The organism is Pseudomonas sp. TE3728 (genome assembly GCF_056279145.1).
On the sequence record NZ_JBWBQT010000001.1, the window covers coordinates 6642803 to 6667958 of the forward strand.

Consider the following 25156-nt stretch of genomic DNA (forward strand, 5'->3'; position numbering starts at 1 on the left):
AAGTGCGTTTAGTTCGGATAGCCCGGTTTGAAACAGTGAATGCGCCGCCCCCTTGTGACATCAGTTTCGTTCGAAAAAGTGAAAGCGTTTGGGCATCACGCCTTGCGTGATTAGACAGGCTGCCACCTATGCGACTGCAACTGATCGAAAGAAGCGCTTCGCAACAGGCAGTAAACGGCCGATTCTATTGAAAAAGTCGGCCATGGATTCCACGGCAGAAAAGTACGCGCTTGAGATTGAAATCTTTACTTTGAACAGAGGATTCCGGGCTCAGATTTCGCGTAGCTGCGAGCAAAAAAAGGCGTTTTCAGCAGTCAGTACGCGGGCAGTCTGGAAGGACCGACTTTTTCAACACAATCGGCCAAAAGCGGGCAGTGGACAAGATGATGGCAAAGCAAAAGCGTCAGGCTCCCGGGTCGAATTTCCACTTTCTGTGGTATTTCGGACGACTTCCGTAGCAACGGTGTACCGTCAATTCAGCGAGTCTGCTTCGAAGTCCGAATGTGCGCGTTATTTTCGATTTACAGCGAGGGAACGCAATATGATCGGCAATACGCAACCGCACTCCACTTCAGAGTCGTCGCATATTCTCACTCGGCGCAATCTACTCCAGGCTGGCATGGCCGGGATTGCAGTCAGTGTGCTTTCACCTTGGTCGTTATGGGCGGCACCATCGGGCGTCTTGGTTAACGATGTGACGCTGCTCAATCCGATTTGGGTTAATCGCCTGTTCGCACCGCGCACCACCGACGAAATTCAACAGGCGCTTGCTATGTGGTCAGGCCCGGTCAGTATCGGTGGTGGCCGCTATAGCATGGGTGGACAGATTGCCACCGAAGACAGCCTGCACCTCGACATGCGTCAGTTCAATCAGGTAGTCCGTTACTCGCCTGAGAGCAGGGTCATACGCGTGCAAACAGGGATGCGGTGGCGTGACCTGCAGTCGGTCATAGACCCGCACGATCTCTCGATAAAAATCATGCAGAGCTATGCCAACTTCACCGTCGGCGGATCGCTATCGGTCAATGCTCATGGGCGCTATGTCGGCGCTGGCCCGGTAATCAACTCTGTGCGTTCTCTGCAACTGGTGCTCGCCAACGGTTCGGTAGTAGAAGCGTCCCGCACCGAAAATGCCGACTTGTTCCACGCTGCCATCGGTGGCTATGGTGCGCTGGGGGTGATCACTGAGGTCGAACTGGACCTTGCGTCCAACGTCACGATGGAACGTCAGATACACTGCATGTCAGCTGCCGATTACCCGATTTTTTTCAATGACCAAGTCCGCGGGAACAAACAGACTATCCTGCACAACGCCGATCTGGCCCCCCCTTACTTTGACCAGGCCACTTCCGTCACCTGGCGCGCCTCGGACAAAGAGCTGACAGTCGCAGAAAGGCTGGTCGCGCCGGGTCAATCGTACAAATTAAACCAGACCCTCATGTGGAGTGTGGCCAAGCTTCCCGGCGGCCCGCTGATTCGCAAGGATGTGATCGATCCACTGCGCTACCTCAACCACCCGGTTGTGCGGCGCAATTACGAGGCCAGTGCGGATGTCGCCTCACTTGGCCCTATCGCAACCCGAAACAGTACTTACGCGTTGCAGGAATATTTTGTGCCGGTGGCACAGTTCAATGCGTTCGTAAAGCAAATGGCCGCCATCCTACAGGCGCACCGCGTTGACGCCGTTAATATCTCCATCCGGCACACTCAGGGCGACCCCGATTCGTTTCTGTCTTGGGCACGCGAAGAAGTGTTTTCCTTCGTACTCTATTACTGGCAACACGTTTCCGTGGTTGACCGCGAGGAAGTCGGCACGTGGACACGCGAACTTATCGACGCCGCACTGTCGCTTGGCGGTACCTATTATCTGCCCTATCAGCTGCATGCGACGCGGGAGCAGTTCTCACGTGCCTACCCCGACGCGCCACGCCTGTTCGCACTCAAGGCGCAATTCGATCCGGACAAGCGATTCCGGAACAAGCTCTGGGACAAGTACTACACGGGGTAGAGCAAGGTCCATGGCAATGGAAACCTGAACCCGATATGGGTGATACCCGTTGTCCATTGAGCATCCGTTATTTGGCAAACTGTGAGGCAGGTCCGGGTCGTCAGCTGCCCTCCGCGAAGGTCAGCTATGGGTCGATTTCGGTCGGTCGTGACAGGCAGAAAACGGCCAAAAGCTGCCCTTCATAGGCGGCTGCGTTCGTCCCCTGTAAACGGCATCTCCAGAGTCTTTGCGATTCGGGCCAATATCTTTGTGCATTTTTCAGAAACAATGAGTGGTGGCTCATTAATCATGTAAAGCAGGTGTTCGAACGCTATTCCAGCCTCGTTGTGATCGACATAATCCAGTACGATTTCACCACCATTCTCTAAACCTGCCTGAGCTAACGCATGGTCATCCGGTACTGGGCCGGTTTGTTCGTATGCAATGGACATCAGCGCGGTGATTTCCTTGAGCGCCTCTATGAAGTCGGTTCTAAAATCGTGGTTATGGCCGCTCACTAAAAACACTCCTTCGATTAAGATAACTTGCGGTCGGCGTGCTTCTGGTCGATAGCGGTGCATCGAGATCGACTGCCAACGATCAAAAACAGTCAATCACCGAGAGCAACCAAGATCAATCAGGCGTCTTTCGCAGTCATGTACTTGCTGAAGTTGTTGATATGGTCGTCGAGATTATCCTCGAGCATCATCCGGTACTGCTCACAAAAATACTTCAACATCGCTTCGCGAGCCTGCGCCATTTCCTCGCCTGATTTGAAGTTGCGAGCGCTCACCCAAGCATTGAATCGAGTGGTGCCAAACATCATCGACGCGCTTACCTTGCCAAGGTCTCCGAACTCCCTAAGCTGCTTGTTCGACAGGTTTATATGCGCGTCTGTACGATCATAGAATGCTTCATCGGTCGCATCTGGCATTGCTGATTACCTTTCAATCATTTTCGGAAATTCCGTAATTGGAACACTTCCCGCATCGGCTAGCTACGAGACGTAAACGATAAATGCCAAGGTTTGACGTCCGCTATTGGCACGAGCCGTTTATCGCGCGGTTGCCCTTCAGCAAGCGTTGAACCTGGCGATAACCTGTTCGGCGACTCACGCGGGCTCGAGCGTTTTCCCACCGATCCCTTGGCCCTCTATCGTTGAATGGACTTCCTATGCATCACCGCATCCATGCCGCTTACCATCAAGCGAAGTTTAGCCGTAGCCGCTGTGCCTGGCTGTTTATCGACGATGTACCTATCGAGGAGTGGCTAAACAGTCACCTCGAATACCCCGATCTAGACCTGAACGGTCTTTCATTGATGTGGTTGTTGGACGAGGAAGAAGACGCGCTCGCCCAACGGCGTTTCGCGCCTGCAGAAGACGGCACATCGACGCCGGTTCCGCTGCTGGTCTGCGGCGATGACATGGACTTCGATTGCTTTGTGCTGATGACCGAACAGGTGATTGACGGAGATACTCTGCACTGGCGCCGTTTTGGGTTGAGCGTGTCCAGCGGCCTGGAAGTCGGTATTACCACTCGATGGGACGCCGAGAATCGCCCGATCAGTTTTTCCCTGGCGGAATTTCGCGAGGCGCTGGAGGACTTTTACAGGCTGATGAAAGCCTGAGGGCTGAGTGAATTCTCCTGCCCAAGTCGAAAGTTTTGCCAAAGAGTTATCCGCCATTTCACGAAGTGATCGAACGCCAGGGTGATGAACCGCAAATGAGCAAACTGGGTTGCAAGTGTGGCCATGTGATTACCTATCAGACCGACAGCTCCCCTTTAAGGCGAGCCTGCTTCGCGACGAGGTAGAAAATGAATTCTGGGATGAAGTGCACCGTGAGCTCAAACCTCTGATAGAGGCTGCGGAGTCCGGAGACAAGGCTGCGATAGCTGAGGCATTTGGCGAGTTCGCACCCTGATCAGCGCTTACTGCTGAGCTCCCATTTCTCGCTCGGATCGACCGATCCGCCGGACGGTCTGTTAGTCGTTACGTCTCTGTTCAAGCCGCTTATCAAGCTCGCTTGGCGGCAAGTTCGGCGTCGAGTGAAGCGTCAGCCAGACGGCCCGCAGAATGTTGATCGCGGCCATGTTCAGGTGTTGTTCGGCGGCGTGCAGGGCCAGTTCGGCTGCCAAGCGCTTGTCGGCAGCACTGAGGTGCGCCGTTTTGTGGGTCATGTCCGCATCGACGTTGGCCAACAGCCCCTGGAGTTCCTGCACCGCCTGATCCGATGCCTGACGCATGTCCGCCAGCAGGCGGCTGGCTTCGGCAGGCGTCATGGCCAAGGCGCGGACGCTGCGAAAAGTCAGGCGGGCGGGCAAGGTGGCCAAACTGAAACCCGTCGAAATTAACTTGCCAATCATGCGAACAACTCCTGTAAACGAGTGCTTCAGCAGCGTATCAGAGTAAATCGCAAAAAAATGTCTGCTCATCGCTTGCCAGAATCAATTCTCCGCCTCTTTTTGGTATCAAGCGTCTGATCGTCGTCAGAACCCTCGAACGATGCGCCCATAGGCACTTTGGAGTCGGATTCAGGCAGCCTTGGCAAAGGTGTTGCACCTAGCCGATGTCCAATTTCTCCAAACGAGCCAGGCCTTGTTTGATATGACCGGCGTTTTCACCCATGGTCCACAGTGCACCACGGACATTTCCGCCCACTTCCGTGCCCCTTGCTCCTCAATCAGCAGGGTCAACTCCATAATGGCCGCCTCTAAGGCCTGCTGATTTTCGAACAGCCTTTCCAGTACATCCGACAGTGAATAATCGCTTGGCATGGTGTCGATTCTTTTCGAGAAAGCTCAAGCATAGCAGCGACAGTGCCCCCAATTGGAACCTGCAATAGGTTGATTGGGGTGTGGTCAATTGATGAAGCTGTCACCGGCTACTTTCGACCCGGAGCGGACACTCGTCAACGTCAGCTCAAGGTCGAAAGCTGCTTGCTCCGCTATTGCAGCGGAACATACACATCAGTATGCCATTGATCCTGCGGTGTCTCGGGATAGACGCTCAGGTAATGAAAGAACAGCGGCTGGTCACGAAGTTCCTCTCCACTGGAGGGAAGCCAATCGCGGTAAATCGGATAGATCGTTTCGCCGATGTGATCCGGTGAACCCGCGTGTCGCACCACGACGCAGCGACCGCCAGGAATGACGATCTCGTGCACGCCGAACTCATTCGGCGCCACCGCCTCGTGAATCTCGCCGCAAATTGCGAAGCGGAATGCTTGTGGAGGTGTCGTATCGGGGTTGCCATAGGGAATGCCAAAGGTGCGACTCGATGCCACCGGCGACTGTCCGCTCTGCATGCGCCACTCGATGAACTTGCGCACGCTCTCATTGACGAGCGCGGCTGGTCCGCAGTGCTCAAGCGCTGCCACCCTGATTTCAGGGAATTCCACGATTCGTACTTGCATGATGATAGTCCTGGAAAAGTGAGGGATTGCGAATACCGCATTCCAGACCTGCCAGTTCGGTTCCTTCCTGAACGCACTCGGCGTCATACCGAACGCCCGCCTGAACGCCCTGCAAAATGCCTCGGGACTTTCAAAGCCGGCACCGAGTGGCGTCCAGTACCGAGTGATCAGCGAGGGCGGCCAGGCGATGTGCCGCGCGTCGTAGCCGCATCAGTTGCACATAACGTGAGACAGGCACTCCTGCGAACGCGGTGAATTGTCGATGGAAGTGAAACACCGAAAAGTTCGCCACATGGCTCAACGTCTTCACCGACAGGTCACCTTCGAGATGGGCATCAATGTAGGCGAGTACGGTGTTGAAGCGTTTTGCATAAGCGAAGTGGGTCGGCATGTCAGACACTGGGAAAAGGTTCCTGGAAGTACGGTCGGCAATAGAGTCGACTATAACGGCGTGAACGCGCCTAGCCGCGTTTGCTCAAGGTACGTTTTGGGTTGGCCTATGCGACCTTTTCCAAGGCGATGTAAAGGTCGGGGCATTCCAGGTGTCCACTTCTGGCCGTTCTCTGCCAGTCCCGTGAGACAGAAAGCGACCCAATATAGATAGTCCGTGTCGAACGCAACAAACCGTCGGGATGAATTACTCCCCGGATTGCAAGCGCTCGATAGCTTCGAGAAGCTGGCCGTCGAAGTACTCGGTTTCATCTCGTTCCTGGTCTTTCATGCGGCGCTTCGCCTCAATGAGCAGGTGTTTGGTCGCGATGTTCTGATTCAAAAAAGTAGCGACCATAAGATCATTCAAACTCTCTAGAGGTGTGTCCCATGCCTCCCTGCAACGCTGAATGAGTCCTGTGGGGGCATCCCCACTCCATGGACCTAAAATATCCGAGACTGCCAGGGTGGAGGTCATGAGCCTGCCTTTGAGAGAAATTGAAGGACTGGTAATTTCGCACGCTCGGGAGATTGGTGAATAGCGAAATCGAATGCCCGCTTCTGGCCGTTCTCTGCCGGTCATGGTCACGAAGCGTGATGGTCAATTCCGATGCAAATGACTGGTCAGGTCGAATGCAAATGGGTGGGCAAGTCTTTGCAATTACCCATTTGCATATCAAACGCTGCTCTTGAGCCAGGTTTCAAAGCGCGTCGGCCCGATGATGGGATGTTCCCCTGGCGTGAGCGAATGGTCATCGATGGGCGCGCCGAAGTAGGGGACCGTGTCGTCCGCTTGGGCTTGGCGCGGGTCGTTGGTGTGTTGCAAAAACAGGCGCACGAATTCCACCAGCGGCCAGCGCTCAGGGCCTGCGACCTCCAATGTCTTATTGCTCGGCGCTTGCACGGCGACCTTTGCCAGCGCCGTCGCGACATCGACCGCGGCAATCGGTTGTAGCTCAGCGGAGGTCAGGCGGACGGTGTCGCCGTCCTGAACGCCCGAGTGCGAAATCGCCCCGATGAATTCGAAGAACTGCGTAGCCCGCAGGATTGAGTAGGGGATGCCTGAGTCCTTGATGAGTGTTTCCTGCGCCATCTTCGCGCGGAAGTAACCGCTGTCGAGCATGCGCTCGGTGCCCACCACCGACAGGGCGATATGGTGTTTGACGCCGGCGGTTTTCTCGGCGGCGAGCAGGTTACGCCCGCTGGTTTCGAAGAATTCGAGCACGGCAGCGTCTTCGAAGGAGGGCGAGTTGGCCACGTCGACCACCACGTCGGCGCCTTGCAAGGCGGTTTGCAGTCCTTCGCCGGTGAGGACGTTGACGCCGGTGCTGGGTGATGCGGCCAGGGTTTCATGCCCCAGGTCTTGCAGATTTTTGCACAGGTGTTTGCCGATCAGCCCGGTACCGCCAATGACGACGATTTTCATGACGAGTCTCCCGATGGGATGTCAGTCCCGGACAGATCGAGGGGCTGACGTTGAATCCTGCAACCATTAAAGACCCGCAATGGAATTGCTTCGTGTTGTCCGATAGGTGGTTCGCTCAGACAACGATCGGGTCAACTTGAAAAAATGCAGAGATGCGCACAAAAAGACCGGAAAAACAGATTGGCGGGAATGTTATATTGCCAGCCTTTGTATCCCGTCATGTTTTGAAACATGACGGTGTGTTTGAGGCGACTCAAACAGCTTTTCAGTATCCAGCAGTAAGATTAATAACGCGCCGAGGATCGGGCGCAAGGCTTCGTTATGCATGGCAGGAGGCGTTACATGCGTTGTGTTCTTTCACTGCTGATCACGCTGGTCTGCGCCCACGTGGCATGGGCCGAGCCCACGGCCGAGTTGTCGGAACCGGTGGGTGGCTGGCGCTATCACGGCCTGCTGGACCGTAGTGAAAATCCTCGAGTCGCCTATCCCACGCCGCCCATCGACCGGGGCGTGCAGCGCAATCGCACGATGATCGAAGGCCAGCTCAAGGCTCTCGGCACGTTGCGTCCGCCCCATAGCCTGGCGGTCAACGGCAATCCCCTGAATCTGTACACCGACGACCAAGGGCGTTTCGCCCGGCCGTATGCGTTCGGCGCCGGCTCCAACAGCGTCGAAGTGCGCAGTTCCGAGGGCAAGTCGCTCAAGCGCGTTCAATTCTACGAAGCCAACAACCTGCGCACGCCGGCGCGAATTCGCGTGGTGCTGGGTTGGGACGATCCCAAGGCCGAACTTGATCTGCACATCATTACCCCCGATGGCCAGCATGCGTTCTGGGCTCGCCCGGCAATGAGCAATGGCGGCGGCCTGGACCCGGACGGGGTCGATGGCCCCGGCCCGGAAATGTTCACCATGACCGCGCCGATGCATGGCACTTATCTGGTTTACGTGAACTATTGGGGCAACTTCGGCAGCGGCGGCTATAACTTCGATGAGACCAGCAACCAGAACGAGGTGATCACCTCGCAAATCAATCTGGTGCTCAACGAAAACACCGTCGACGAAAAACGCGAGACCTTCATCGTGCCTTTGCGAGCGATCGGCGACCTGCTGCTGGTCAAGACTTTCAACTATTAAACATCCCGCACCACGGATGAATTGGGTTTGTGAACATGAGTGATAACACTGTTTCCCCGGGCGTTTCGCCAGCCGCCAACACTTCCCGTCGCTGGCCGGCGCTGGTCATCGGGCTGTGCCTGGTGGCCGGCGTGGCGGGCGGGTTGGGGTGGTTCCTGAACAAACCCAAGGCTCCGCCTGCGGAACTGGCCAGTGACAAACTGGGCATGGGCCGGCCGGACGGTCTGCTCGAAACCCATTCCCTGAGCCAACTGCCCAAGGATCTGCTGGCGGTACCGTTTCTCAAGGAAACCCTGACCGAAGATTTCGTCTTCTATTACCAGGCCCACGCCGATCGTCTCGGTTTGATCGGCAGTCTGCGGCGGATCATTTACGAGCATGACCTGAAGTTGCAGGACAGCCTGATCGAGCAGCTGTTCGATCAACCGGCGGACGTGGCGCTGTGGCGCGGGGCGGATGGGCGTCTCAAGGATTTCCTGTTGGTGATGGATCGCGGCGGGCTGGCCAAGGTGCTGGAGCCGCTGGCGAAAGTGGCGTTGGATGATACGCAGCTGAGCAAGCTGACTGAAATCAAGGTCGCCGGCGATGTGGTGCCGCTTTATCAACTCTCCTACAACAACAGCAAAACGCTGCTGTTCGCCTCACATGGCGACAAACTGGTGGTGCTGTCCAATCCGGCCAAGCTTTATGACGCCGGCCACGGTCCAGTCGACGAACCCGGCATGGTATCGACCGAATCGCTGGAAGCATTGCTCGGCGGCCAGAAACTGTTCCCCGAAGCCTTCGGCCTGCAACCCCGCGCGCCTGAAGTGAAGCAACGCCTCTCGGTCAATTCCAGCGTCCTGGCCATGGGTTACCAGCGCTTCATCCCGAATTTCGCCGGCCTGCGTTTCGACATGGACGACAAGGGCTGGCACAGCTTCCTCGCCATGGATGAACTGGAAAACCAGCCAGACTTCGACTTCAAACCGATCTGGCAGGCCATGCCGATGGGCGCCAGTGCCTGCGTGACCTTGCCGCTGGCCGCCGAACAACAGAAACCGCTGTTGGTGAAACTCGGCGCCGACAACGCCGTGGCCCAAGCCCTGACCGAACACATGGCCGGTGCCGCCGGCTTGTGCTGGTACGCCGATTCGCGGCTGTACACGCCGCTGCTGGTGGCCAGCCTGAATGACGATGACAGCGCCAAGCTCGACGGCGACCTGGGCAACTTGTTCGGCTCGATGGTCGGCGCCTACGAAGGCAACGTGGCCGAGCACGCGTTCCCGGTGGTCGAGAAACAGGAAGGCCAGGCCCATCAGTGGCAGCGCCAGGTCAGCTCCAATTTCGGCCCCTATAAAGCCAAGGATGCCGAGCAACCGGACGCGATCACCGGCAAAGCCTTTCTGCGCGTCAGCCTGGCGCGCCACGGTTCGACGCTGCTGTTCTCCCTGGACGACAAATTGGTCGACAAAGCCCTCGGCACCCTCGACAAACGCTTCCCGCCCATGGCTGACGTCGTGCCGAAAGACCTGCTGATGCCGATCTATTTCGGCCCGGATTCCATGGCGCAGCTGATGCAACAGGAAACCCTCGACAGCCTGCCGCAAGACATGGAACCGGTATTCTACAACGCCGCACAAACCTACCTGATCCCGAAACTGCGCACCCTCGGCGGCTATGGCAAATATGCCCTGACCTTGCCCAAAGGCAGCGAGCCCGACGGCCACTGGCAATGGCTGCCGCTGGAGTGGAAAGCCCTGTGACTGCACTCATCCGAGGCCTCGGCCTGCTGGCGTTGCTGCTGGGGACTCGCACCTTTGCCAGCGAAGCCGCAGCGCTCGACCCGCAGCAATCCCAGGTATTCCGCGCCTGGTTCGTGCGCATCGCCCAGGAACAACTGACCCAAGGCCCGAGCCCGCGCTGGTATCAGCAGGACTGCGCCGGGCTGGTGCGGTTTGCCGCCAACGAAGCGCTGAAAGTCCATGACGACAAGTGGCTGCGCAGCAATGGCCTGTCCAATCGCTACCTGCCGCCAGAACTGCAACTGAGCGATGGCCAACGCAGCCTTGCCCAGCAATGGCAGCAGGGCGGTGGCAAGGTCGGGCCTTACGTCAACGCGATCAAACTGATCCAGTTCAACAGCCATTTGGTTGGCCGTGATCTAGCCCAGGCCCGACCCGGCGACTTGATGTTTTTCGATCAGGGCGACGACCAGCACCTAATGATCTGGATGGGCCGCTTCATCGCCTATCACACCGGCACCACCACCCCCACTGACAACGGCATGCGCTCTGCAAGCCTGCAACAACTCATGACATGGAAGGACACCCGATGGATACCCGACGCAGCCAACCCCAACTTCATCGGCGTCTATCGACTGAACTTCCTCTCCCAATGATCGGTGCCCGCATGCTGCGCATTTGCTCTCGAATTCCATTGCTGCTGGCCCTTCTGGCGCCTTTATCCACGGTCAACGCCGAAGACACCGTCGAGCCAAGCGGCTATACGCCGGTGGCCGGTGAAAGTTTTTTCCTGCTGGCCGACAGCAGTTTCGCCAGCGACGAACAGGCGATGGTTCGCCTCGAAGCGCCGGGCCGTGACTACCGCCGGTTCCGCATGGAACCTTACGGCGGCGCGGACATTCGTGTGTATCGCATCGACAAACCGCTGGATTTCCTCAAGCGCCAGAAGAACCTGCACCGCGTGGTCAGTGACGGCCAGTTCAAGGGCGAAGGCCTGTCGAACACTCTCGCGTACCTGTGGGACAACTGGTACCGCAAATCCCGTCGGGTGATGCAGCGGGCGTTTTCCTACGAGTCGCGTAAACAAGTCACCGAGGAAGTGCCGGAACTGAAGATGGGCACCGCCATCGCCGCGCCAACGCCCTACGACGCACAGCCGCAATTCGCGTTGATTCCAGGCCTGCCGGTGGTCAGTCAATTCCGTTATCCGCTGTGGCAAGCCAAACCGATCCAGCCGCCTCCAGGGGTGAACCTCGCGGGTTCTTCCAGCGAGTTCGTCAGTGTCTCGCCGGGCAACGTGTACATCCCGTTGGGCAACCTGAAGCCGGGCCTGTATCTGGTGGAAGCGCTGATCGGTAAATACCGCGCGACCACCATGGTTTTCGTCTCCAACACCGTGGCCGTGAGCAAGATTGCTGGTGATGAATTGCTGGTGTGGGCCGCGCGCAAACACGAAGGCAGTTCGGTGCCCAAGGTCAATGTGCTGTGGACCGACGGCCTGGGCGTGATGAGCAGCGGCGCGACTGACGCCGACGGTTTGCTGCGTCTGAAACACGTCAGCCCGGAGCGTTCGTTCGTGATCGGCGAGGACGAAGAGGGCGGGGTGTTCGTCTCCGAGAACTTCTATTACGACAGCGAAATCTACGACACCAAACTTTATGCATTCACCGACCGGCCGCTGTATCGGCCGGGGGATTGGGTGTCGCTGAAAATCGTCGGCCGCGAGTTCAAGAATGCGCGGGATTCCGTGACACCGACTGCTGCCGACGTGAATGTGACTGTGCTCGATGCCACTGGCACGGCGCTGCAATCGTTGGCGCTGAAGCTCGATTCCAAGGCCGGTACTCAGGGCCGTTTCCAGTTGCCGGACAACGCCGTGGCTGGCGGCTATGAGCTGCGTTTCAGCTACAAGGATCAGGCCTATAGCAGCGCCTTCCGTGTCGCTGAATACATCAAGCCGCACTTTGAAATTTCCATGAACCTGGCCAAGCAGGATTACCGCACCGGCGAACCGGTGAAGGGCAGTCTGGTGCTGTTGTACCCGGACGGCAAACCGGTGGCCAACGCCAAGTTGAGCCTGAGCCTGCGCGCCCAGCAATTGTCGATGGTCGATAACGAGCTGCAATACCTCGGGCAATTCCCGGTGGAGCTGACCAGCGCCGAACTGACCACCGACTCCAAGGGCAACGCCAGCCTCGATCTGCCCGCCGCCGAGAAACCGAGCCGCTACATGCTCACCGTGTTCGCCAGCGATGGCGCGGCGTATCGGGTCAAGACCACCAAGGAAATCCTCATCGATCGCGGTGCTGCGAGTTTCCGCCTGAGCGCGCCTCAGCGGTTCAGCGCGGTGGGCGGCAAGGTTGCCTTCAGCTATGCCAACGAAGGGGGCAGCGAGCAGAGCAAAGCGGTCAACCCGAGCAGCTACAGCTGGGTGCGACTCGAAGATCAGACCACTGGCGAAGGTAAACTCACCGCCAAAGATAAAGGCTTCACCCTGGCCTTCGACCGTCCGGGCACTTACAACCTGACGTTGAAAGATGATCACGGCCGCGTGCTTGGCGCGACCGGTCATTCGGTCACCGGCGACGGCGTCAAAGCCGTGCCCGGCACCGTGGAAATCGTCCTCGATAAACCCGAGTACAAGGCCGGCGACGAAGCCCTCGCGTTGATCACTTTCCCCGAGCCGATTATCGATGCGCTGTTGTCGCTGGAGCGCGACAAGGTCGAGGCCACGGCGCTGCTGTCCAAGGGCAGCGACTGGCTGAAGATGGAAAAAATCAGCGACACCCAATACCGCGCGCGCATCCTGGTGAAGGACAACTTCGCGCCGAACCTGACCTTCTCTGTGCTCTACACCAAGGGTGGCCAATACAGCTTCCAGAACGCCGGTATCAAGGTGATCGCGCCGCAAATCGATGTGGCGATCACCACCGACAAAGAAGCGTATCAACCAGGGGATACGGTTACCGTCGATCTCGCTACCCAGTTCGCCGGCAAAGCCATTCCGGCGCACCTGACGGTCAGTGTCGTGGACGAGATGGTCTACGCCTTGCAACCGGAAGTCGCGCCGACCATCGACCAGTTCTTCTATCACCCACGCCGCAACAACGTGCGCACCAGCGCCAGTTTGTCGTTCATCAGCTACGACGTGGCATTGCCGGGCAGCCCAGGTGCGCCAGGCAAAGCCAACCGCAGCGAGCGTGGCGTGAAAGTGTTGGAGCGGCCACGTCGCGAAGACGTCGACACCGCCGCGTGGCAGCCTGAATTGATCACCGATGCGAATGGCAAAACCCGCTTTACCTTCAAGATGCCGGACTCGCTGACCCGCTGGCGCATCACCGCCCGGGCCATCGCCGATGACGGCCAGGTCGGGCAGAAGAAGCAATTCGTGCGCTCGGAAAAACCGCTGTACCTGAAGTGGAGCGGCCCGACCAAGTTCCGCAACAGCGACAAACCGGATCTCGGTGTGTTCGCGTTCAGTCAGGCCGAGAAACCGGTCAAGGCTGAGCTGGTGATTCATTACGCGGGCGCCGAGCAACGGGTGCCGGTCACGTTGAACAACGGCATCAACTACATCGCCTTGCCGGCGCTCACAGTGGCCAATGGCGAGTGGACTGCCGAGCTGGTGCAGGACGGCAAAACCGCTGATGCCCTGGCCGTGCGCCTGACCGCGACCGGCGAAGGCTGGCAGGTAACGCAGAGTCAAAGCCTGGACGTGGCCAGCGGTGATACGCCGCTGACCTTGCCGGCAGACGCCACGGATATTCGCCTGCGTCTGGACGACAGCCCGCAAGCGCTGTTCCGTTCGGCGCTTGATGATCTGCTGAGCTATCCGTACGGCGGCGTCGAGCAAACCGCCAGCCGTTTGCTGCCGTTGAGCATCGCTTATCCGACCTTGTCGTCGAACCCGCAGATCCGCGATCGCTTGCGCTTGATCATGCAAAACAGCCGTCTGCGGCTGGTGCAAATGGCCGGCCCGTCGGCGAGCTTCACCTGGTGGGGCTTTGACGGTGAGCCGGATGCGTTCCTCACCGCGTATGCCTATTACGCCGACTGGCACGCCAGCAAAGCGCTGGAACTGAGCCTGCCGCCGGAGCATTGGCAGCGGGTGCTGGAGGTGTACGCCAAGCAATCGCAGAATACGCCGCTGTTGCAGCGGGCGTTGATTCTGTCGTTTGCCAAGCAGATGCAATTGCCAGTGAACACGTTGCTCAGTGGTTTGATCGACGACTTGGTGAAGGCCGGCGAAGGGCATACGGCGAGCGTGATGGACGACGGCGAAGAGAGCCTCGTCATGAGCGATCCGGATTCGGCATTGGGGCTGGCCAGCGCTCGACTGTTGACCGCATCGTTGGCGCGTCAGGCCAAGGTCAATTTGCCGGAGGCTTTCAATGGTCAACTGGAGGCAGCGCAGCAACACGTGGCCGCCAGTTCCCAGCCGTTTGTCGAAGCGTTGAACCTGTCGCTGCAAGCCTTCGATCAGGCTCACGCTCAAGCGCTGTTGCAACGCCTGTTGCCACAGCAATCGACCCTGGAACGCGCCTTGGCGCTGACCTGGCTGCAACGCAGCATCGAACAGGCCTCGCCCACCATCGCACTGGCACCGGGTGAAGGCTGGAAGAAAAAGTATGGTGATACCGGTGAGATGTATTGGACGTGGCAGGGTGCTGCGCCCGTGCCGACAGTGTTGTCGCTGACCGGGGAGCAAGAGCGCCCGCTTCGCGCTGCGTTGAGCTTCCAGAGCAAGCAACCGCCGGTAGACCCGATGGCCGTCACCATCACTCGTCGTCTGTCGCGTCTGGTGCCGGGTGACGAAGCGTTCGAGTTCAAACTCGAAGCGGTCGGGACCAAACCGTTGTCCAGCGACAGCCTGTACCTGGACGAAGTGATCATCACCAGCAAGGCTGCGAAACCGCTGCGCTACGGCATGCTCGAAGTGCCGCTGCCACCGGGTGCGGACGTCGAGCGCACCACGTGGGGCATCAAGCTGATGGGCAAGGCCGGCACCGAGCCGACTTCGCTGGAGAAAGCCCGTTTCGAACCGGGGCAAATGGCTTACGCGATCCCGGTGGATGCCTTGAGCGGTGAATTGCGCCTGCGTCATCTGGTGCGTTTCTCGCAAAAAGGTCAGTTCAACCTGCCGCCGGTGCGTTTCACTCAGGTCTATGCGCCACAGCATCAGGCTCAGGAACAGAAACCGGCACTCGGTCAGGTCACGGTCCACTGACGATGACCCGGCGTCTGGTCTGGTGGTTGTTGTGTTTGATGCCTGCGCTGGCGACAGCGCAGGACGAACCGTTGCGACTGGGCTTCAAGGATGAATTGCTTTCGTTGAGCCAGATTCAGGTGATCTCGCGTGAGCCATTGCCTGCTGATCTGCAAACCCCTCTGGGCAGTTTGTGGAAGCTGTTTGTCTACGGCTGGCTGGTGGACACCGGCGCGCGGGAACCGGCATATGAGTGTCGCGGGCAATCGAAGGAAGAAGTGTACTGCTGCACGGCGGGCGGCAGGATTGAACGCGATCAGGCGTTGGTGAAGTCTTGCGGGTTGTATTTCGAGCCTGCGCGCTTGGGCATTGCCGGCGCTGAATGGCGCGAGTATTGGCAGGCGAGACAAGCGCCGAAGTGGCTGTTGGACTTGCCGTCGTTGCAACCGCAGACCCGGGTTTCGGTGTCTGAGTTGCTAAAGGTATTGGCCGTGATGCCGGCGCAGGATCAGGCGCGGCGGGTGTTGCTTGATGTGGTGCTGAATGCGGCTGACGGCAATGTCGTCGGTGAGCTTGGCGGCCGGTTGCGGGTGAAAACCTGGAGTTGGTTGGGGGATCAGGATCCTTCATCGCGTCAGGGCGGGTTCGCTGGCTGGACGGCGGACGGCACACCGATCTGGGCCGGTGGGCGCGGCACCAGTCAAATGGTCTTGCGCGCTTATGGTCCGGCGTTGGCAACGGTGTTGCCCTCGTCATGGCCCGCCGAGGCGGGGAAGTGCGTCGAGGTCGGCCTGTTCGCGCGTTATCCGCTGAAACGCGTGCTGTCGGGGGATCGCGTGTTAGCGCCCGGGCCCTTGCAAGGCGACTATCGCGTCGAGTTCGCCAATGGCAATCAACTCGATATCCATAGCGACGGCGAGTTGTTCCTGCTCAAGGACAAACTCGTCGCCCGCCTGGACCGCGAAGAGTACGTCGCCCGCGTCCTGCAGCGCGAAGCCAGACCGGAACCTGCCGAAGCCGCCAAAGCCCTGAGCGTCGCGATCCGCACCTACCTGCTGCAAAACGCCACCCGCAACGGCGACTGCCTGAGCATCGACGACAGCAGCAGCCGACAGCGCGTCGCCCCACGCCCGGCCGCGACCGAATCACGCAGCATCGCCGCGTGGACCAGCGACCTGGTCCTCGCCGGCAGCAACGTCACCTATCACTCCGATCAACCGGGCCCGGACAAGCTCTCCTGGCTGCAAGCCGTCGAACAGGCCAATGCCGGTCAACGCTACGACGCCATCCTGCTGCACGCTTACCCGCGCGCCAGCCTCAGCCGCTGGGACAATCCCGTCGCTTCCTGCGACGCATTGCCCGCCGCGCAAGACTGGCTGCAAAAACAACGTCGAGGCTGGCGACCACGGCTGGAAAGCGAAGTTGGCTACAACGAAGTCAACACTTTCGCCGTCTGCCGCCTGGCCTTCGGCCGTCCTTTTGTCGATCGCGAACGCCAGCGCATTTACGTGCGCGGCGTGCTGTCGCTGCAAGACCGCCTCGACCTGACTCACGAATACCTGCACCTGGCCTTCGAAGCACACCCCAACGGCCAGGATGAAACCTACATCGAAGGGCTCGCCCGCCACCTCTTGCTGGAATAGGCCATGAAACTCCGTTACCCACAGGTCCTCCTGTTCCTTTGTTCCTTTTGCGCATGGCCGAGCACGTTCGCCGCCGATAGCGCGGTCAAACTCGACACCCCTGTCGGCGGCTGGCGCACCGGCGCGCCGCAAGGCGAAGGCGAAAACTTTCGTCAGACGGTTAATTACCCGGCGTCCTCGGTCAACACACCGGTGGGGCAGGCCAATACCGCTCGCATCACCGGCCAAATCAAATCCGCGCCCAAGGGCAATGAGCCCGGCAAGCTGATCGTCAACGGCGTCAGCATGCCGCTGAAAATCGACCCCGCCGGCCGCTATGATCGCCCGTTCTCATTCCCCAACGGCAGCAACAGCGTTGAAGTCCGCAGCCCCGACGGCCAACAACGCCATCGCACGCAGTTCCTCAACACCAGCGGCGGCGCTACCCCGGCCAAGTTGCGCGTATTGCTGGGCTGGGACAGCGACGGCACCGACCTTGACCTGCACCTCGTCACGCCTGACGGCGGCCACATCTGGTATGGCAACCGCGTCGCGGACAACGGCGGCGCACTCGACGTCGACGTCACCACCGGCTACGGCCCGGAAATTTTCGCCATGCCAGCGCCGATCAAGGGCCAATACCTGGTGTACGTGAACTACTACGGGGGTGGGTATCGCAGTGATGAGGAGGGGCAGGAGGATGCGGTCCAGCCGCTGACCACGGCGCAGATTACGGTGATTACGGAGGAGGGGACGCCGAATGAGAAGATGGAAACGTTCCTGGTGCCGATGCGGGCGGTGGGGGAGTTGACGTTGGTTAAGGGGTTTAGCTATCCGTGAGTGAAATAGTCGCAGCAGTGCTGAGACTTTTGAGTTGGGCAGCAGGCTGCTGCCCAACTGCCTGAGTGAGGCCGGCAGAATTGGTCAGCAGGCTGCTGACCAATTCCGTAATCAAGTGACACTGTTTCACGCCGAAACACTTCGTGATTTTTATTGTTTCAAGGTAAGGAGTACTAGAGAGCGTCGCCTACTAAACAGGAACGCCTTCACGTGAATGACCTCAGCGCTACTGCGCGGTCCGTTGATACAAGCTTTAACGAAATCACGCAACTGATCATCACTGCCCGGCAGCGAGCGGTGCAGGCAGTTAATACCGAGTTGATTGAACTGCATTGGCAGGTCGGGGCTTACATCACCGGAAGATCGAAGCGGCGGAGCGGGGGGATGCAGTGGTCGCTCAATTGGCTACTCACCTCGCGTGTACTCAGCCGGGATTGCGTGGTTTCACGCAGCGAAATCTGTTCCGCATGCTTCAGTTTTACGAGACCTACAAGGACGACGCAATTGTGACATCACTGCTGTCACAATTGCCCTGGACCCAAAACCGAAGTCGTCGAGTACGCCCTGAACCATTCGCTTTCGCCAGCATTGATTGCGGAATATCAGACTCAGCTGCCTGACAAGAAACTGTTGCAGGCCAAGTTGCATGAGTTTTATGCGCTGAATGCTGACGAGTAAACCGCGGTTATGTTTGAGGGTGTTCTTGCGGGCCTCATCGCGAGCAGGCTCGCTCCCACACTTGATCTGCGGCGATTGCAAAAAATGGGTTCACAGCAAATCCCTTGTGGGAGCGAGCCTGCTCGTGATGGGGCCGGCCATCCAAAAACCCACAGAATCCTGCTGGAAATTTCGTTCAGAACCCAGTGATCAACGTAGATAAGGCGTTTCGTTTCCGACGATCAGCCCACGGTTTCGTCTCGCCATAGGAGAAACCTGCCGCAAAGCGTTGTCGTATCAGCAGCAGGCATATCGTCTTTAATTGCAGAGGAAGTGAAATGAGCGCGAGATCCATGCTGGGCATGTGGATGGTGGCTGCGATGAGTTCAGTCATCTTGACGCCGGCGTCAGCGGATCATTGGCGAGGCGGGCGCGAGGGTGGCGAGTGGAAGGACGAATACTGGGACGGGCCATGCAAGGTAAAGGTCGAATCCAAAAACGATGAATACAAGGAAGAAATCAAATGCCCAAACGGCCGCGGCGCCAATTGGCGTCGTGGCGAGTGGAAAGACGAGTACCGGGAGCGTGGCTGCAAGGTCAAGATCGAAGCCAAGCGGGATGAGTACAAGAAAGAGGTCAAATGCGACGGCGACGATTGATCGGTTGTTCGGGCACTGCTGTTCTCGACACGACTGACGCTAATCAATGACTGCAACAGGAGAACCGCATCATGAAAGTCTTGCTAAGAAGCATCGGACTGTCATCGCTACTGGTGGCCACTGCGGCGTTTGCTCATCACGGCTGGAGTGAATACGACTCCAGCAACTCCATGCAGCTCAACGGAACCATCGAGGAATCCGGTTATTCCCATCCGCACGGGCTCTTGCGGCTCAAAACAGCCGACAAGACGTGGATCATCGTTCTGGCACCACCCTCGCGCATGGAGAACCGTGGGCTGTCCAAGGACATGCTGAATGTCGGCACGACGGCTACCGTGGTCGGCTATCCGAATCGAAACAAGCCCGATGAACTGCGAGCAGAGCGCATCACCATCGGCGATAAAACCACCGAGTTGCGCTGATGGACACCACAAGTGCCCGCGCGGGGACAGGTCCGGATAGCTGGCTGGACTGGTTGGATGACTCGCGACTCGGGCTGGCCATGCGCAGTGAGTTGTGGCTTTACCCGATAGTCGAGGTGGTTCATATCATTGGCTTCGTGGTGCTGGTCGGCTCGGTTTTCATGTTCGATCTGCGGGTGCTTGGCCTGTCCAAAGATATTCCGGTGACGGCGCTGGCTCGCCATCTGCTGAGATGGTCCGTCGCTGCCCTGATATTGATCGTACCGGCTGGCCTGATGATGTTTACAGCCCATCCCCATGACTTCGCCACCAACAATATTTTCATTTTAAAGTTGTGCCTGATCGCGACGGCGGGCCTCAACGCAGCCCTTTTTCACGTCGGTGTTTACCGTTCAGTCACCCAATGGAATACAGACATTGCGGCACCTGCAATGGCCAAAGTGCAGGCAGCGCTTTCGATGGGGTTATGGGTCACCGTGGTGCTGTGCGGCCGACTGTTGGCCTATACCTGACTCACAACGCTGAACCCAGCAACTGGAGATACAGCGGGCTCTCGGATATCGAGTTGTGGCCCGTGCCCGGTATCACCTGCAGCGTGGCCACGCCCTTGGTGAAATGGGTGTAGAGCTCGTCCGTGCTTGAGCGCGGTATGACTTCGTCGTGCTCGGCGGCAATCAACAGCGTCGGTACGGTGATATGAGCGGCGTATCTCCAGGATTCGAACCTGTCCTGAAGCAGCCACTTCACCGGGAACCAGCGGAACTGGCGGGCGGCGAGGTCTTCAAGGCTGTTGTAGGGTGTGATCAGGATCAGCCGCGAAGCCGGGCGCTGGCTGGCGAGACGCACGGCGACGCCCGAACCCAGGCTGCGCCCGACCACGGCGATAGTGGGATGGGTGTTGTAGACCATGTCGAACAAGGTCATGGCATCTTGCTGAATCGCCTCCTCGGACGGCGATCCGGAACTGCCACCGTAGCCTCGGTAATGCAGCAAGTAGATCGCATGATCCGCAAAGGCCTGGGAAAAATCGGGCAGGCTGCGGGAAACGTCCTCGGCATTGCCACCAAAGTAGATCAACGCCTTCGGACCGTCGTGCGGCCTGACGGTCACCAGCACTTGAGCATCGGCGACTTGCAGCGTCAGCAGCGTTTCGGGCGCGTCGATCGCGCGGGGTTGCGGGTAGTAGATCAGGGCGCGCTGAAAGACGAACAGCGCCGCGCAGAGCACCAGGTACGCAACGGCAACGAATGCGAAGAGAGACATCAGGGGGCGCGACATTCGGCTAAGTTTAGTGGACGACATGGACTGCTCTGGCCTGACGACGGCTATCGCTTGAGCGCTGTCAGAGTGTAGTACATCGATAGTTGCGGTACGGGGAGCGCACCGATGTCCAAGATTCGACGCTTGTATCCGGGCGCCGTCCCATGACGGCCAGCGATACGCTGAAATGGGTCAAGGTTCTGCCGTCCGAACGAACGGCCCTGATGTTGGGTTTCGCCTTCCATTTCTGCGTGCTTGCCAGTTATTACCTGGTGCGACCCTTGCGCGATGCCTTGGGCCTGGAGGGCGGTGCCGACAAGTTGCAGTGGCTGTTCACCGCCACTTTCGTGGTGATGCTGCTAATGGTGCCGCTGTTCGGCGCGCTGGTTTCGCGGCTGCCTGCCATGCGCTTCGTGCCGTTGATCTACCGCTTGATTGCCTTGTCGATGCTGGTGTTTGGCGTGTTGATCGCTCAGCGCATTGCGCCGGTGACAGTAGGGCGGGTGTTTTTCGTCTGGATCAGCATCTACAACCTGTTCATCGTTTCGATTTTCTGGAGCGTGCTGGTCGACCGCTTTTCCAGCGAGCAAGGGCGGCGGCTGTTCGGCTTTATCGCGGCGGGTGGCACCCTGGGCACGTTCATCGGGCCGTTGCTGGCCGCGACCATGGCCACAAATCTTGGGCCGGTGGCGTTGACCGTCGCGGCGGCCGTGCTGCTGGAATGTGCGGTGCGTTGCTATCGGGCGCTGTTGTCGCGCACAGCGTCGCAGTCTGGCAGTCGCTGGCAGGATGAGCGGCGCATGGGCGGCAGCATGCTGGCCGGGATCACACTGATCCTGCGCTCGCCCTATCTGATGGGGCTGGTGCTGTTCATGTTGTTGCACACCAGTGCCGCAACCTTGCTGTATTTCGAACAGGGACGGATTGTGGCTGGCAGCTATGCTGATGTGGCCAGCAGGACGCAATTCTTCGCCGTCGTTGATTTGATCGTGTCGGCGCTGACGTTGCTGTTTCAACTGCTGCTGACCGCGCCATTGATCCGTCTGATTGGTATCGGCGGGGCGTTGGTGGCGTTGCCGTTGGCGACGATTGTGGCGTTTAGCGCCATGGCCCTGGCGCCCGTGCCGGCATCCGTCGCGCTGGCGCAAGGGCTGCGCCGCGCCGTCGAGTTCGCCATCGTGCGTCCGGCGCGAGAAGTGCTGTGGACGGTGGTGAGCCGCGAGGAAAAGTACAAGGCCAAGAATGTGATCGAAACCCTGGTGTATCGCGGCGGCGATGCCGCCAGTGGCTGGCTCTCCGCCGGGTTGACGGCACTGGGTGCGGGGTTTGGGCTGGTGGCGGTGGTGATTGTGCCGTTTGCCGGGCTGTGGGGCTGGTTATGTCTGTGGCTGGCCAGACGACAAGAGCAAAGGGCGACCATGAATGAACAGCCAGGGGGAATTCCATGACCGATCCTGCTGTCTTCACGCGTAGAAGACTACTCACGCTGGCTGCCGGTGTTTCGGCGGTCTTCACCTTCGATCCGGCCTTTGCTGCATCGGCGCCGTCGACGGAAACAGGAGGCAAGAACATGCTGACCCGAGCCATTCCTTCCAGCAACGAGCCGTTACCCATGGTCGGGTTGGGCACCTATCGCGGCTTTGATGTCGCGCCTTCCGACGCCGCCTACAAGCAATTGCCCGCCGTGCTCATCGCGTTGTTCGAGAAGGGCGGGACGGTGATTGACAGCTCGCCGATGTATGGTCGCGCCGAGCAGACGACCGGTGAATTGCTGTCGATCCATCGGCCTCGTTCGCCTGCGTTTCTGGCCACCAAGGTCTGGACCCAGGGTCGCGAAGAAGGCATCGCGCAGATGGAACAGTCGTTCAAGCTGTTGCAGACCGACCGTATCGATCTGATGCAGATTCACAACCTGCTGGACTGGAAAACCCACCTGCCCACCCTGCGCCAATGGAAGGCAGAAGGGCGCATCCGCTACATCGGCATCACCCATTACACCGCGTCGGCGTATGACGAGGTGGAAGCGGTATTGAAAGCCGAGCCGATGGACTTTTTGCAGATCAACTATGCCCTGGACGACCGCGGTGTCGAGAAGCGAATCCTGCCGCTGTGCCGTGAGCGCGGCGTGGCGGTGATCTGCAATCGACCTTTCGGCGGCGGCGGTTTGCTCGCGCGTTTGAAAGGCAAACCGCTGCCGGGATGGGCCGCGCAAGTGGGGGTCATTAGCTGGGCGCAATTGGCGCTCAAGTTCCTGCTGGCTCATCCGGCGGTGACCTGTGTCATCCCCGGCACCAGCAACCCGCGCTACATGGCGGAAAACGCCGGTGCCGGTTTTGGCCCGATGCTCACGGATGCGCAGCGTCAACAGTTGATGGCCTTGGTGGGGTAGTCGCGTTGGTGGGGCGATTAATGCCAGTCAGTCAAGCCCGCTCCCACAGGTTCTGCGCTTAACTGACTGACATTCCAGCGGTCGGCAATGCATGCGCTGTCTCCAGCGGTATCTCCAGGGTGAAAACCGCTCCGTGGCCCGGTCCATCGCTATGCACGCGAAGGTGCCCGTTCATCTCCACCGCTGCGAGCGCACAACTGTGCAGGCCAAAACCGTGGCCTTCCTTGCGCGTGGTGAAGCCGTGATTAAAGATGCGGGTGATGTTCTCGGCAGCGATCCCTTCGCCCTGATCCTCTACGCTGAGGCGCAGCGTTGTGTTATCGACAATCTTGACGCCCAGCGTCATCTGGCGCTGACGGTCGCTGATCTTGGACATTGCATATTTGGCATTGCTGATCAGGTTGATCAGGATCAACAGCAGTCGGTGTTTGTCGCCGATGATCGTCGGCGTGTCCTGGTAGTCCTTGGTGACGACGACATGGTGCCGGCTTAACGCGCCGGAATTCATGCGTAACGCATCCTCGAACAGATCGACGACGTTCAACGGCTCGACCAGCCTGGCGGCACCGGCATAGGCCTGTTGAGTGGAAACGATGTCCTTGATGTGATCGATGCTTTTGGTGAGTTGTGACAGTTCGTCAACGATGCTCGATTGCTCGGTCGCGATGGAGTCGACCAGTTGATTGAGGTAACCGCGAAGCAGTTTGCCTTTTTCATCGAAGGTCATGAACTGCCCCAGGTCTTCGGCATGCTCGTTCATCATGTTGACCGCTTTACCCAGGCCCAGGGTTTTACTGACCGCCAATTTGCGGGTGATCACATCTGCCGAGACGTTTACGCTGTTCAGCACATTACCGACGTTGTGCAGCACATTGGTCGCGATCTCCGCCATGCCGGCCATTCGCGCGGCATCGACCAGTTCGCGCTCGGCTTCAATCAACTCGCGGGTGCGTTCCTCGACGCGTTGTTCCAGTCGCTCGTTTGCCGTTTGCAACTCACTGTTCATTTTGTTGATCAGGGCATAACTGCGAATCAGGCGGCCGGCCAGATACAACAACAGCAGCGCCATGATGCCGGCGCATATTCCGAGATAAAGGTGATATTGGCGGTCTGTTGCGCCGGTGCGCCGTTGTGTCTCGTTCAATAATTCGTTGATGCTGTCCAGTTGCTGTGCGACCGGAATCACACTGATGCGGTCAAGCAGATCATTGACGATGGGCTGCTCTCGAACGATGGCGTTTACATGCTCGACAAATGCAGTAAAAGGCTGGCGCCGATCAAGTGGCAGTTGATCGATGTATTCGTTGAGTTCGTTCAGTTGATGGGCGATCTCGTCGGCTTTGTTACGGGATACATAGAGGGCGTATTCAAGGGTTGCCAGCGTGAGATCGAATACCTTTGAGGCGGCGGTCAAATCCTGGTTGTTGTTATTGTCCAGTAATGCCTGAATGTCATCTTCCTGTTCAGGCAGGGCATCCAGTGAAGTTCGCAATACCGTGTTGTGCTGTTTGAATTGCTCGACCAGGCGGGTTTTGTTTTCCACCGCATCCAGATAACCCTGGCGTCGAGATTGCCAAAGGGTCGAAAGCGGGCTGGTAGCGTTGAGGTTGTCGAGCTGCTCCCATCGCTGCTCTGCTTCAGGGTGCGCCACCAGAAGCAGGTTGTTGTTCATGCCGATTTTTGCTCTCAGAACCTTCACGTTCCAGTTGGCATCGAACTGCTTGAGTTGGCGAACGAAGTCGCGCGACTCGAAGTAGGTCGACGTATCGTACGAGAAGGATTTGATCAGCAAAAATACCAGTACGCTGAAAAGGGTCAGCGCAATGGCGCCCAAGGCAGTCCATTTGTAATGATTGGAAAGCTTCATTGCGGCATTCCTCTCTGGGCCATCCTGAGGGAGAGGTCTTGCCAACGGTTAATGAATTCCATTTTTGCGCTCCCTGCAAAATGGCGATGATCACCACATTGTTTGTAAGCCTAGCGTTG

General features: G+C 58.5%; 20 protein-coding genes and 3 pseudogenes. 14 read left to right on the top strand and 9 right to left on the bottom strand.

Translation table 11 applies throughout. The features are described 5' to 3' along the window. Nucleotides 1-88 precede the first annotated feature (88 nt). Entirely contained in the window at nt 89-2008 is a 1920-nt protein-coding gene (locus ACZ89R_RS29565) for an FAD-binding oxidoreductase (RefSeq protein WP_429547260.1), read from the top strand. 179 nt (nt 2009-2187) lie between these two features. Here the strand turns inward: ACZ89R_RS29565 and ACZ89R_RS29570 are convergent, their stop codons facing one another. Then, a complete protein-coding gene (locus ACZ89R_RS29570; RefSeq protein WP_123493961.1) occupies nt 2188-2505 on the bottom strand; it encodes a hypothetical protein in 318 nt (105 codons plus the stop codon). Nucleotides 2506-2624: 119 nt separating this feature from the next. Further along, nucleotides 2625-2921: a DUF3144 domain-containing protein gene (locus ACZ89R_RS29575; RefSeq protein ID WP_429547259.1), complete on the bottom strand. Its 297-nt coding sequence runs from the start codon at nt 2919-2921 to the stop codon at nt 2625-2627. Nucleotides 2922-3160: 239 nt separating this feature from the next. Here ACZ89R_RS29575 and ACZ89R_RS29580 point away from each other — a divergent pair, with 239 nt between their 5' ends. Then, the gene (locus ACZ89R_RS29580; protein ID WP_123493965.1) at nt 3161-3616 is read left to right on the top strand and encodes a hypothetical protein; all 456 of its coding nucleotides are present in this window, start codon (nt 3161-3163) and stop codon (nt 3614-3616) included. 356 nt (nt 3617-3972) lie between these two features. Here the strand turns inward: ACZ89R_RS29580 and ACZ89R_RS29585 are convergent, their stop codons facing one another. The 5 genes and pseudogenes from ACZ89R_RS29585 to ACZ89R_RS29605 all read right to left on the bottom strand — a co-directional run bounded on the left by ACZ89R_RS29585 (nt 3973) and on the right by ACZ89R_RS29605 (nt 7257). Beyond that, the gene (locus tag ACZ89R_RS29585) at nt 3973-4353 is read right to left on the bottom strand and encodes a hypothetical protein (protein WP_008075478.1); all 381 of its coding nucleotides are present in this window, start codon (nt 4351-4353) and stop codon (nt 3973-3975) included. A 196-nt stretch (nt 4354-4549) separates the two neighbouring features. Then, nucleotides 4550-4764 (bottom strand): annotated as a pseudogene (locus ACZ89R_RS29590) (hypothetical protein). 170 nt (nt 4765-4934) lie between these two features. Next, nucleotides 4935-5802 (bottom strand): annotated as a pseudogene (locus ACZ89R_RS29595) (AraC family transcriptional regulator). A gap of 237 nt (nt 5803-6039) precedes the next feature. After that, the gene (locus ACZ89R_RS29600; protein WP_007985568.1) at nt 6040-6309 is read right to left on the bottom strand and encodes a hypothetical protein; all 270 of its coding nucleotides are present in this window, start codon (nt 6307-6309) and stop codon (nt 6040-6042) included. A gap of 198 nt (nt 6310-6507) precedes the next feature. Next, entirely contained in the window at nt 6508-7257 is a 750-nt protein-coding gene (locus ACZ89R_RS29605; RefSeq protein WP_429547258.1) for an SDR family oxidoreductase, read from the bottom strand. 342 nt (nt 7258-7599) lie between these two features. Between ACZ89R_RS29605 and ACZ89R_RS29610 the strand changes: the two genes are divergently transcribed. The 10 genes and pseudogenes from ACZ89R_RS29610 (at nt 7600) to ACZ89R_RS29655 (ending at nt 20033) form a co-directional block, all read left to right on the top strand. Then, nucleotides 7600-8391 carry a YfaP family protein gene (locus tag ACZ89R_RS29610; RefSeq protein ID WP_429547257.1) on the top strand — a complete coding sequence of 264 codons (792 nt, stop codon included), beginning with the start codon at nt 7600-7602 and terminating at the stop codon, nt 8389-8391. A 35-nt stretch (nt 8392-8426) separates the two neighbouring features. Beyond that, complete coding sequence (locus tag ACZ89R_RS29615) at nt 8427-10136, top strand: DUF2138 domain-containing protein (RefSeq protein ID WP_429547256.1); 1710 nt, start codon at nt 8427-8429, stop codon at nt 10134-10136. After that, nucleotides 10106-10771: a DUF1175 domain-containing protein gene (locus ACZ89R_RS29620; protein WP_429547255.1), complete on the top strand. Its 666-nt coding sequence runs from the start codon at nt 10106-10108 to the stop codon at nt 10769-10771. Before ACZ89R_RS29615 ends, ACZ89R_RS29620 begins: the two co-directional genes overlap by 31 nt. Further along, nucleotides 10768-15342: an alpha-2-macroglobulin family protein gene (locus tag ACZ89R_RS29625; RefSeq protein ID WP_429547932.1), complete on the top strand. Its 4575-nt coding sequence runs from the start codon at nt 10768-10770 to the stop codon at nt 15340-15342. Before ACZ89R_RS29620 ends, ACZ89R_RS29625 begins: the two co-directional genes overlap by 4 nt. A 2-nt stretch (nt 15343-15344) precedes the next feature. Beyond that, nucleotides 15345-16964, top strand: coding sequence for a DUF2300 domain-containing protein (locus ACZ89R_RS29630; RefSeq protein WP_429547254.1), 1620 nt, complete (start codon nt 15345-15347; stop codon nt 16962-16964). A 3-nt stretch (nt 16965-16967) separates the two neighbouring features. Next, a complete protein-coding gene (locus tag ACZ89R_RS29635) occupies nt 16968-17783 on the top strand; it encodes a YfaP family protein (RefSeq protein WP_429547253.1) in 816 nt (271 codons plus the stop codon). Between the two features lie 210 nt (nt 17784-17993). Beyond that, a pseudogene (locus ACZ89R_RS29640) lies at nt 17994-18328 on the top strand (DUF1016 N-terminal domain-containing protein); the annotation flags it as partial. A gap of 450 nt (nt 18329-18778) precedes the next feature. Beyond that, nucleotides 18779-19099: a hypothetical protein gene (locus ACZ89R_RS29645; protein ID WP_429547252.1), complete on the top strand. Its 321-nt coding sequence runs from the start codon at nt 18779-18781 to the stop codon at nt 19097-19099. Between the two features lie 71 nt (nt 19100-19170). Then, entirely contained in the window at nt 19171-19521 is a 351-nt protein-coding gene (locus ACZ89R_RS29650) for a DUF6152 family protein (RefSeq protein ID WP_007895167.1), read from the top strand. Next, on the top strand, nt 19521-20033 hold the full coding sequence (locus ACZ89R_RS29655) for a DUF6644 family protein (protein WP_429547251.1): 513 nt from the start codon (nt 19521-19523) through the stop codon (nt 20031-20033). The genes ACZ89R_RS29650 and ACZ89R_RS29655 overlap by 1 nt, the downstream gene beginning before the upstream one ends. A 1-nt stretch (nt 20034) precedes the next feature. Here the strand turns inward: ACZ89R_RS29655 and ACZ89R_RS29660 are convergent, their stop codons facing one another. Continuing rightward, nucleotides 20035-20823 carry an alpha/beta hydrolase gene (locus tag ACZ89R_RS29660; protein ID WP_429547250.1) on the bottom strand — a complete coding sequence of 263 codons (789 nt, stop codon included), beginning with the start codon at nt 20821-20823 and terminating at the stop codon, nt 20035-20037. Nucleotides 20824-20945: 122 nt separating this feature from the next. On the opposite strand from ACZ89R_RS29660, the gene ACZ89R_RS29665 reads away from it, so the two are divergent. Next, nucleotides 20946-22229 (top strand): NTP/NDP exchange transporter, encoded by a 1284-nt coding sequence (locus ACZ89R_RS29665; protein ID WP_429547249.1) that lies wholly within the window; start codon nt 20946-20948, stop codon nt 22227-22229. A gap of 122 nt (nt 22230-22351) precedes the next feature. Further along, nucleotides 22352-23170 (top strand): aldo/keto reductase, encoded by an 819-nt coding sequence (locus ACZ89R_RS29670; protein WP_123493992.1) that lies wholly within the window; start codon nt 22352-22354, stop codon nt 23168-23170. 58 nt (nt 23171-23228) lie between these two features. On the opposite strand, the gene ACZ89R_RS29675 is transcribed toward ACZ89R_RS29670, so the two are convergent. Beyond that, entirely contained in the window at nt 23229-25037 is a 1809-nt protein-coding gene (locus ACZ89R_RS29675) for a DAHL domain-containing protein (protein WP_429547248.1), read from the bottom strand. Nucleotides 25038-25156: the final 119 nt, after the last annotated feature.

Bases quoted from the DNA above. Each gene is read 5' to 3' on its own strand.
- ACZ89R_RS29650 (WP_007895167.1), top strand. From the start codon at position 19,171: ATGAAAGTCTTGCTAAGAAGCATCGGACTGTCATCGCTACTGGTGGCC.
- ACZ89R_RS29605 (WP_429547258.1), bottom strand. From the start codon at position 7,257: ATGAAAATCGTCGTCATTGGCGGTACCGGGCTGATCGGCAAACACCTG.
- ACZ89R_RS29610 (WP_429547257.1), top strand. From the start codon at position 7,600: ATGCGTTGTGTTCTTTCACTGCTGATCACGCTGGTCTGCGCCCACGTG.
- ACZ89R_RS29670 (WP_123493992.1), top strand. From the start codon at position 22,352: ATGCTGACCCGAGCCATTCCTTCCAGCAACGAGCCGTTACCCATGGTC.
- ACZ89R_RS29575 (WP_429547259.1), bottom strand. From the start codon at position 2,921: ATGCCAGATGCGACCGATGAAGCATTCTATGATCGTACAGACGCGCAT.
- ACZ89R_RS29585 (WP_008075478.1), bottom strand. From the start codon at position 4,353: ATGATTGGCAAGTTAATTTCGACGGGTTTCAGTTTGGCCACCTTGCCC.
- ACZ89R_RS29675 (WP_429547248.1), bottom strand. From the start codon at position 25,037: ATGAAGCTTTCCAATCATTACAAATGGACTGCCTTGGGCGCCATTGCG.
- ACZ89R_RS29630 (WP_429547254.1), top strand. From the start codon at position 15,345: ATGACCCGGCGTCTGGTCTGGTGGTTGTTGTGTTTGATGCCTGCGCTG.
- ACZ89R_RS29665 (WP_429547249.1), top strand. From the start codon at position 20,946: ATGACGGCCAGCGATACGCTGAAATGGGTCAAGGTTCTGCCGTCCGAA.
- ACZ89R_RS29615 (WP_429547256.1), top strand. From the start codon at position 8,427: ATGAGTGATAACACTGTTTCCCCGGGCGTTTCGCCAGCCGCCAACACT.
- ACZ89R_RS29660 (WP_429547250.1), bottom strand. From the start codon at position 20,823: ATGTCGTCCACTAAACTTAGCCGAATGTCGCGCCCCCTGATGTCTCTC.
- ACZ89R_RS29625 (WP_429547932.1), top strand. From the start codon at position 10,768: ATGATCGGTGCCCGCATGCTGCGCATTTGCTCTCGAATTCCATTGCTG.
- ACZ89R_RS29580 (WP_123493965.1), top strand. From the start codon at position 3,161: ATGCATCACCGCATCCATGCCGCTTACCATCAAGCGAAGTTTAGCCGT.
- ACZ89R_RS29600 (WP_007985568.1), bottom strand. From the start codon at position 6,309: ATGACCTCCACCCTGGCAGTCTCGGATATTTTAGGTCCATGGAGTGGG.
- ACZ89R_RS29655 (WP_429547251.1), top strand. From the start codon at position 19,521: ATGGACACCACAAGTGCCCGCGCGGGGACAGGTCCGGATAGCTGGCTG.
- ACZ89R_RS29645 (WP_429547252.1), top strand. From the start codon at position 18,779: ATGAGCGCGAGATCCATGCTGGGCATGTGGATGGTGGCTGCGATGAGT.
- ACZ89R_RS29635 (WP_429547253.1), top strand. From the start codon at position 16,968: ATGAAACTCCGTTACCCACAGGTCCTCCTGTTCCTTTGTTCCTTTTGC.
- ACZ89R_RS29620 (WP_429547255.1), top strand. From the start codon at position 10,106: ATGGCTGCCGCTGGAGTGGAAAGCCCTGTGACTGCACTCATCCGAGGC.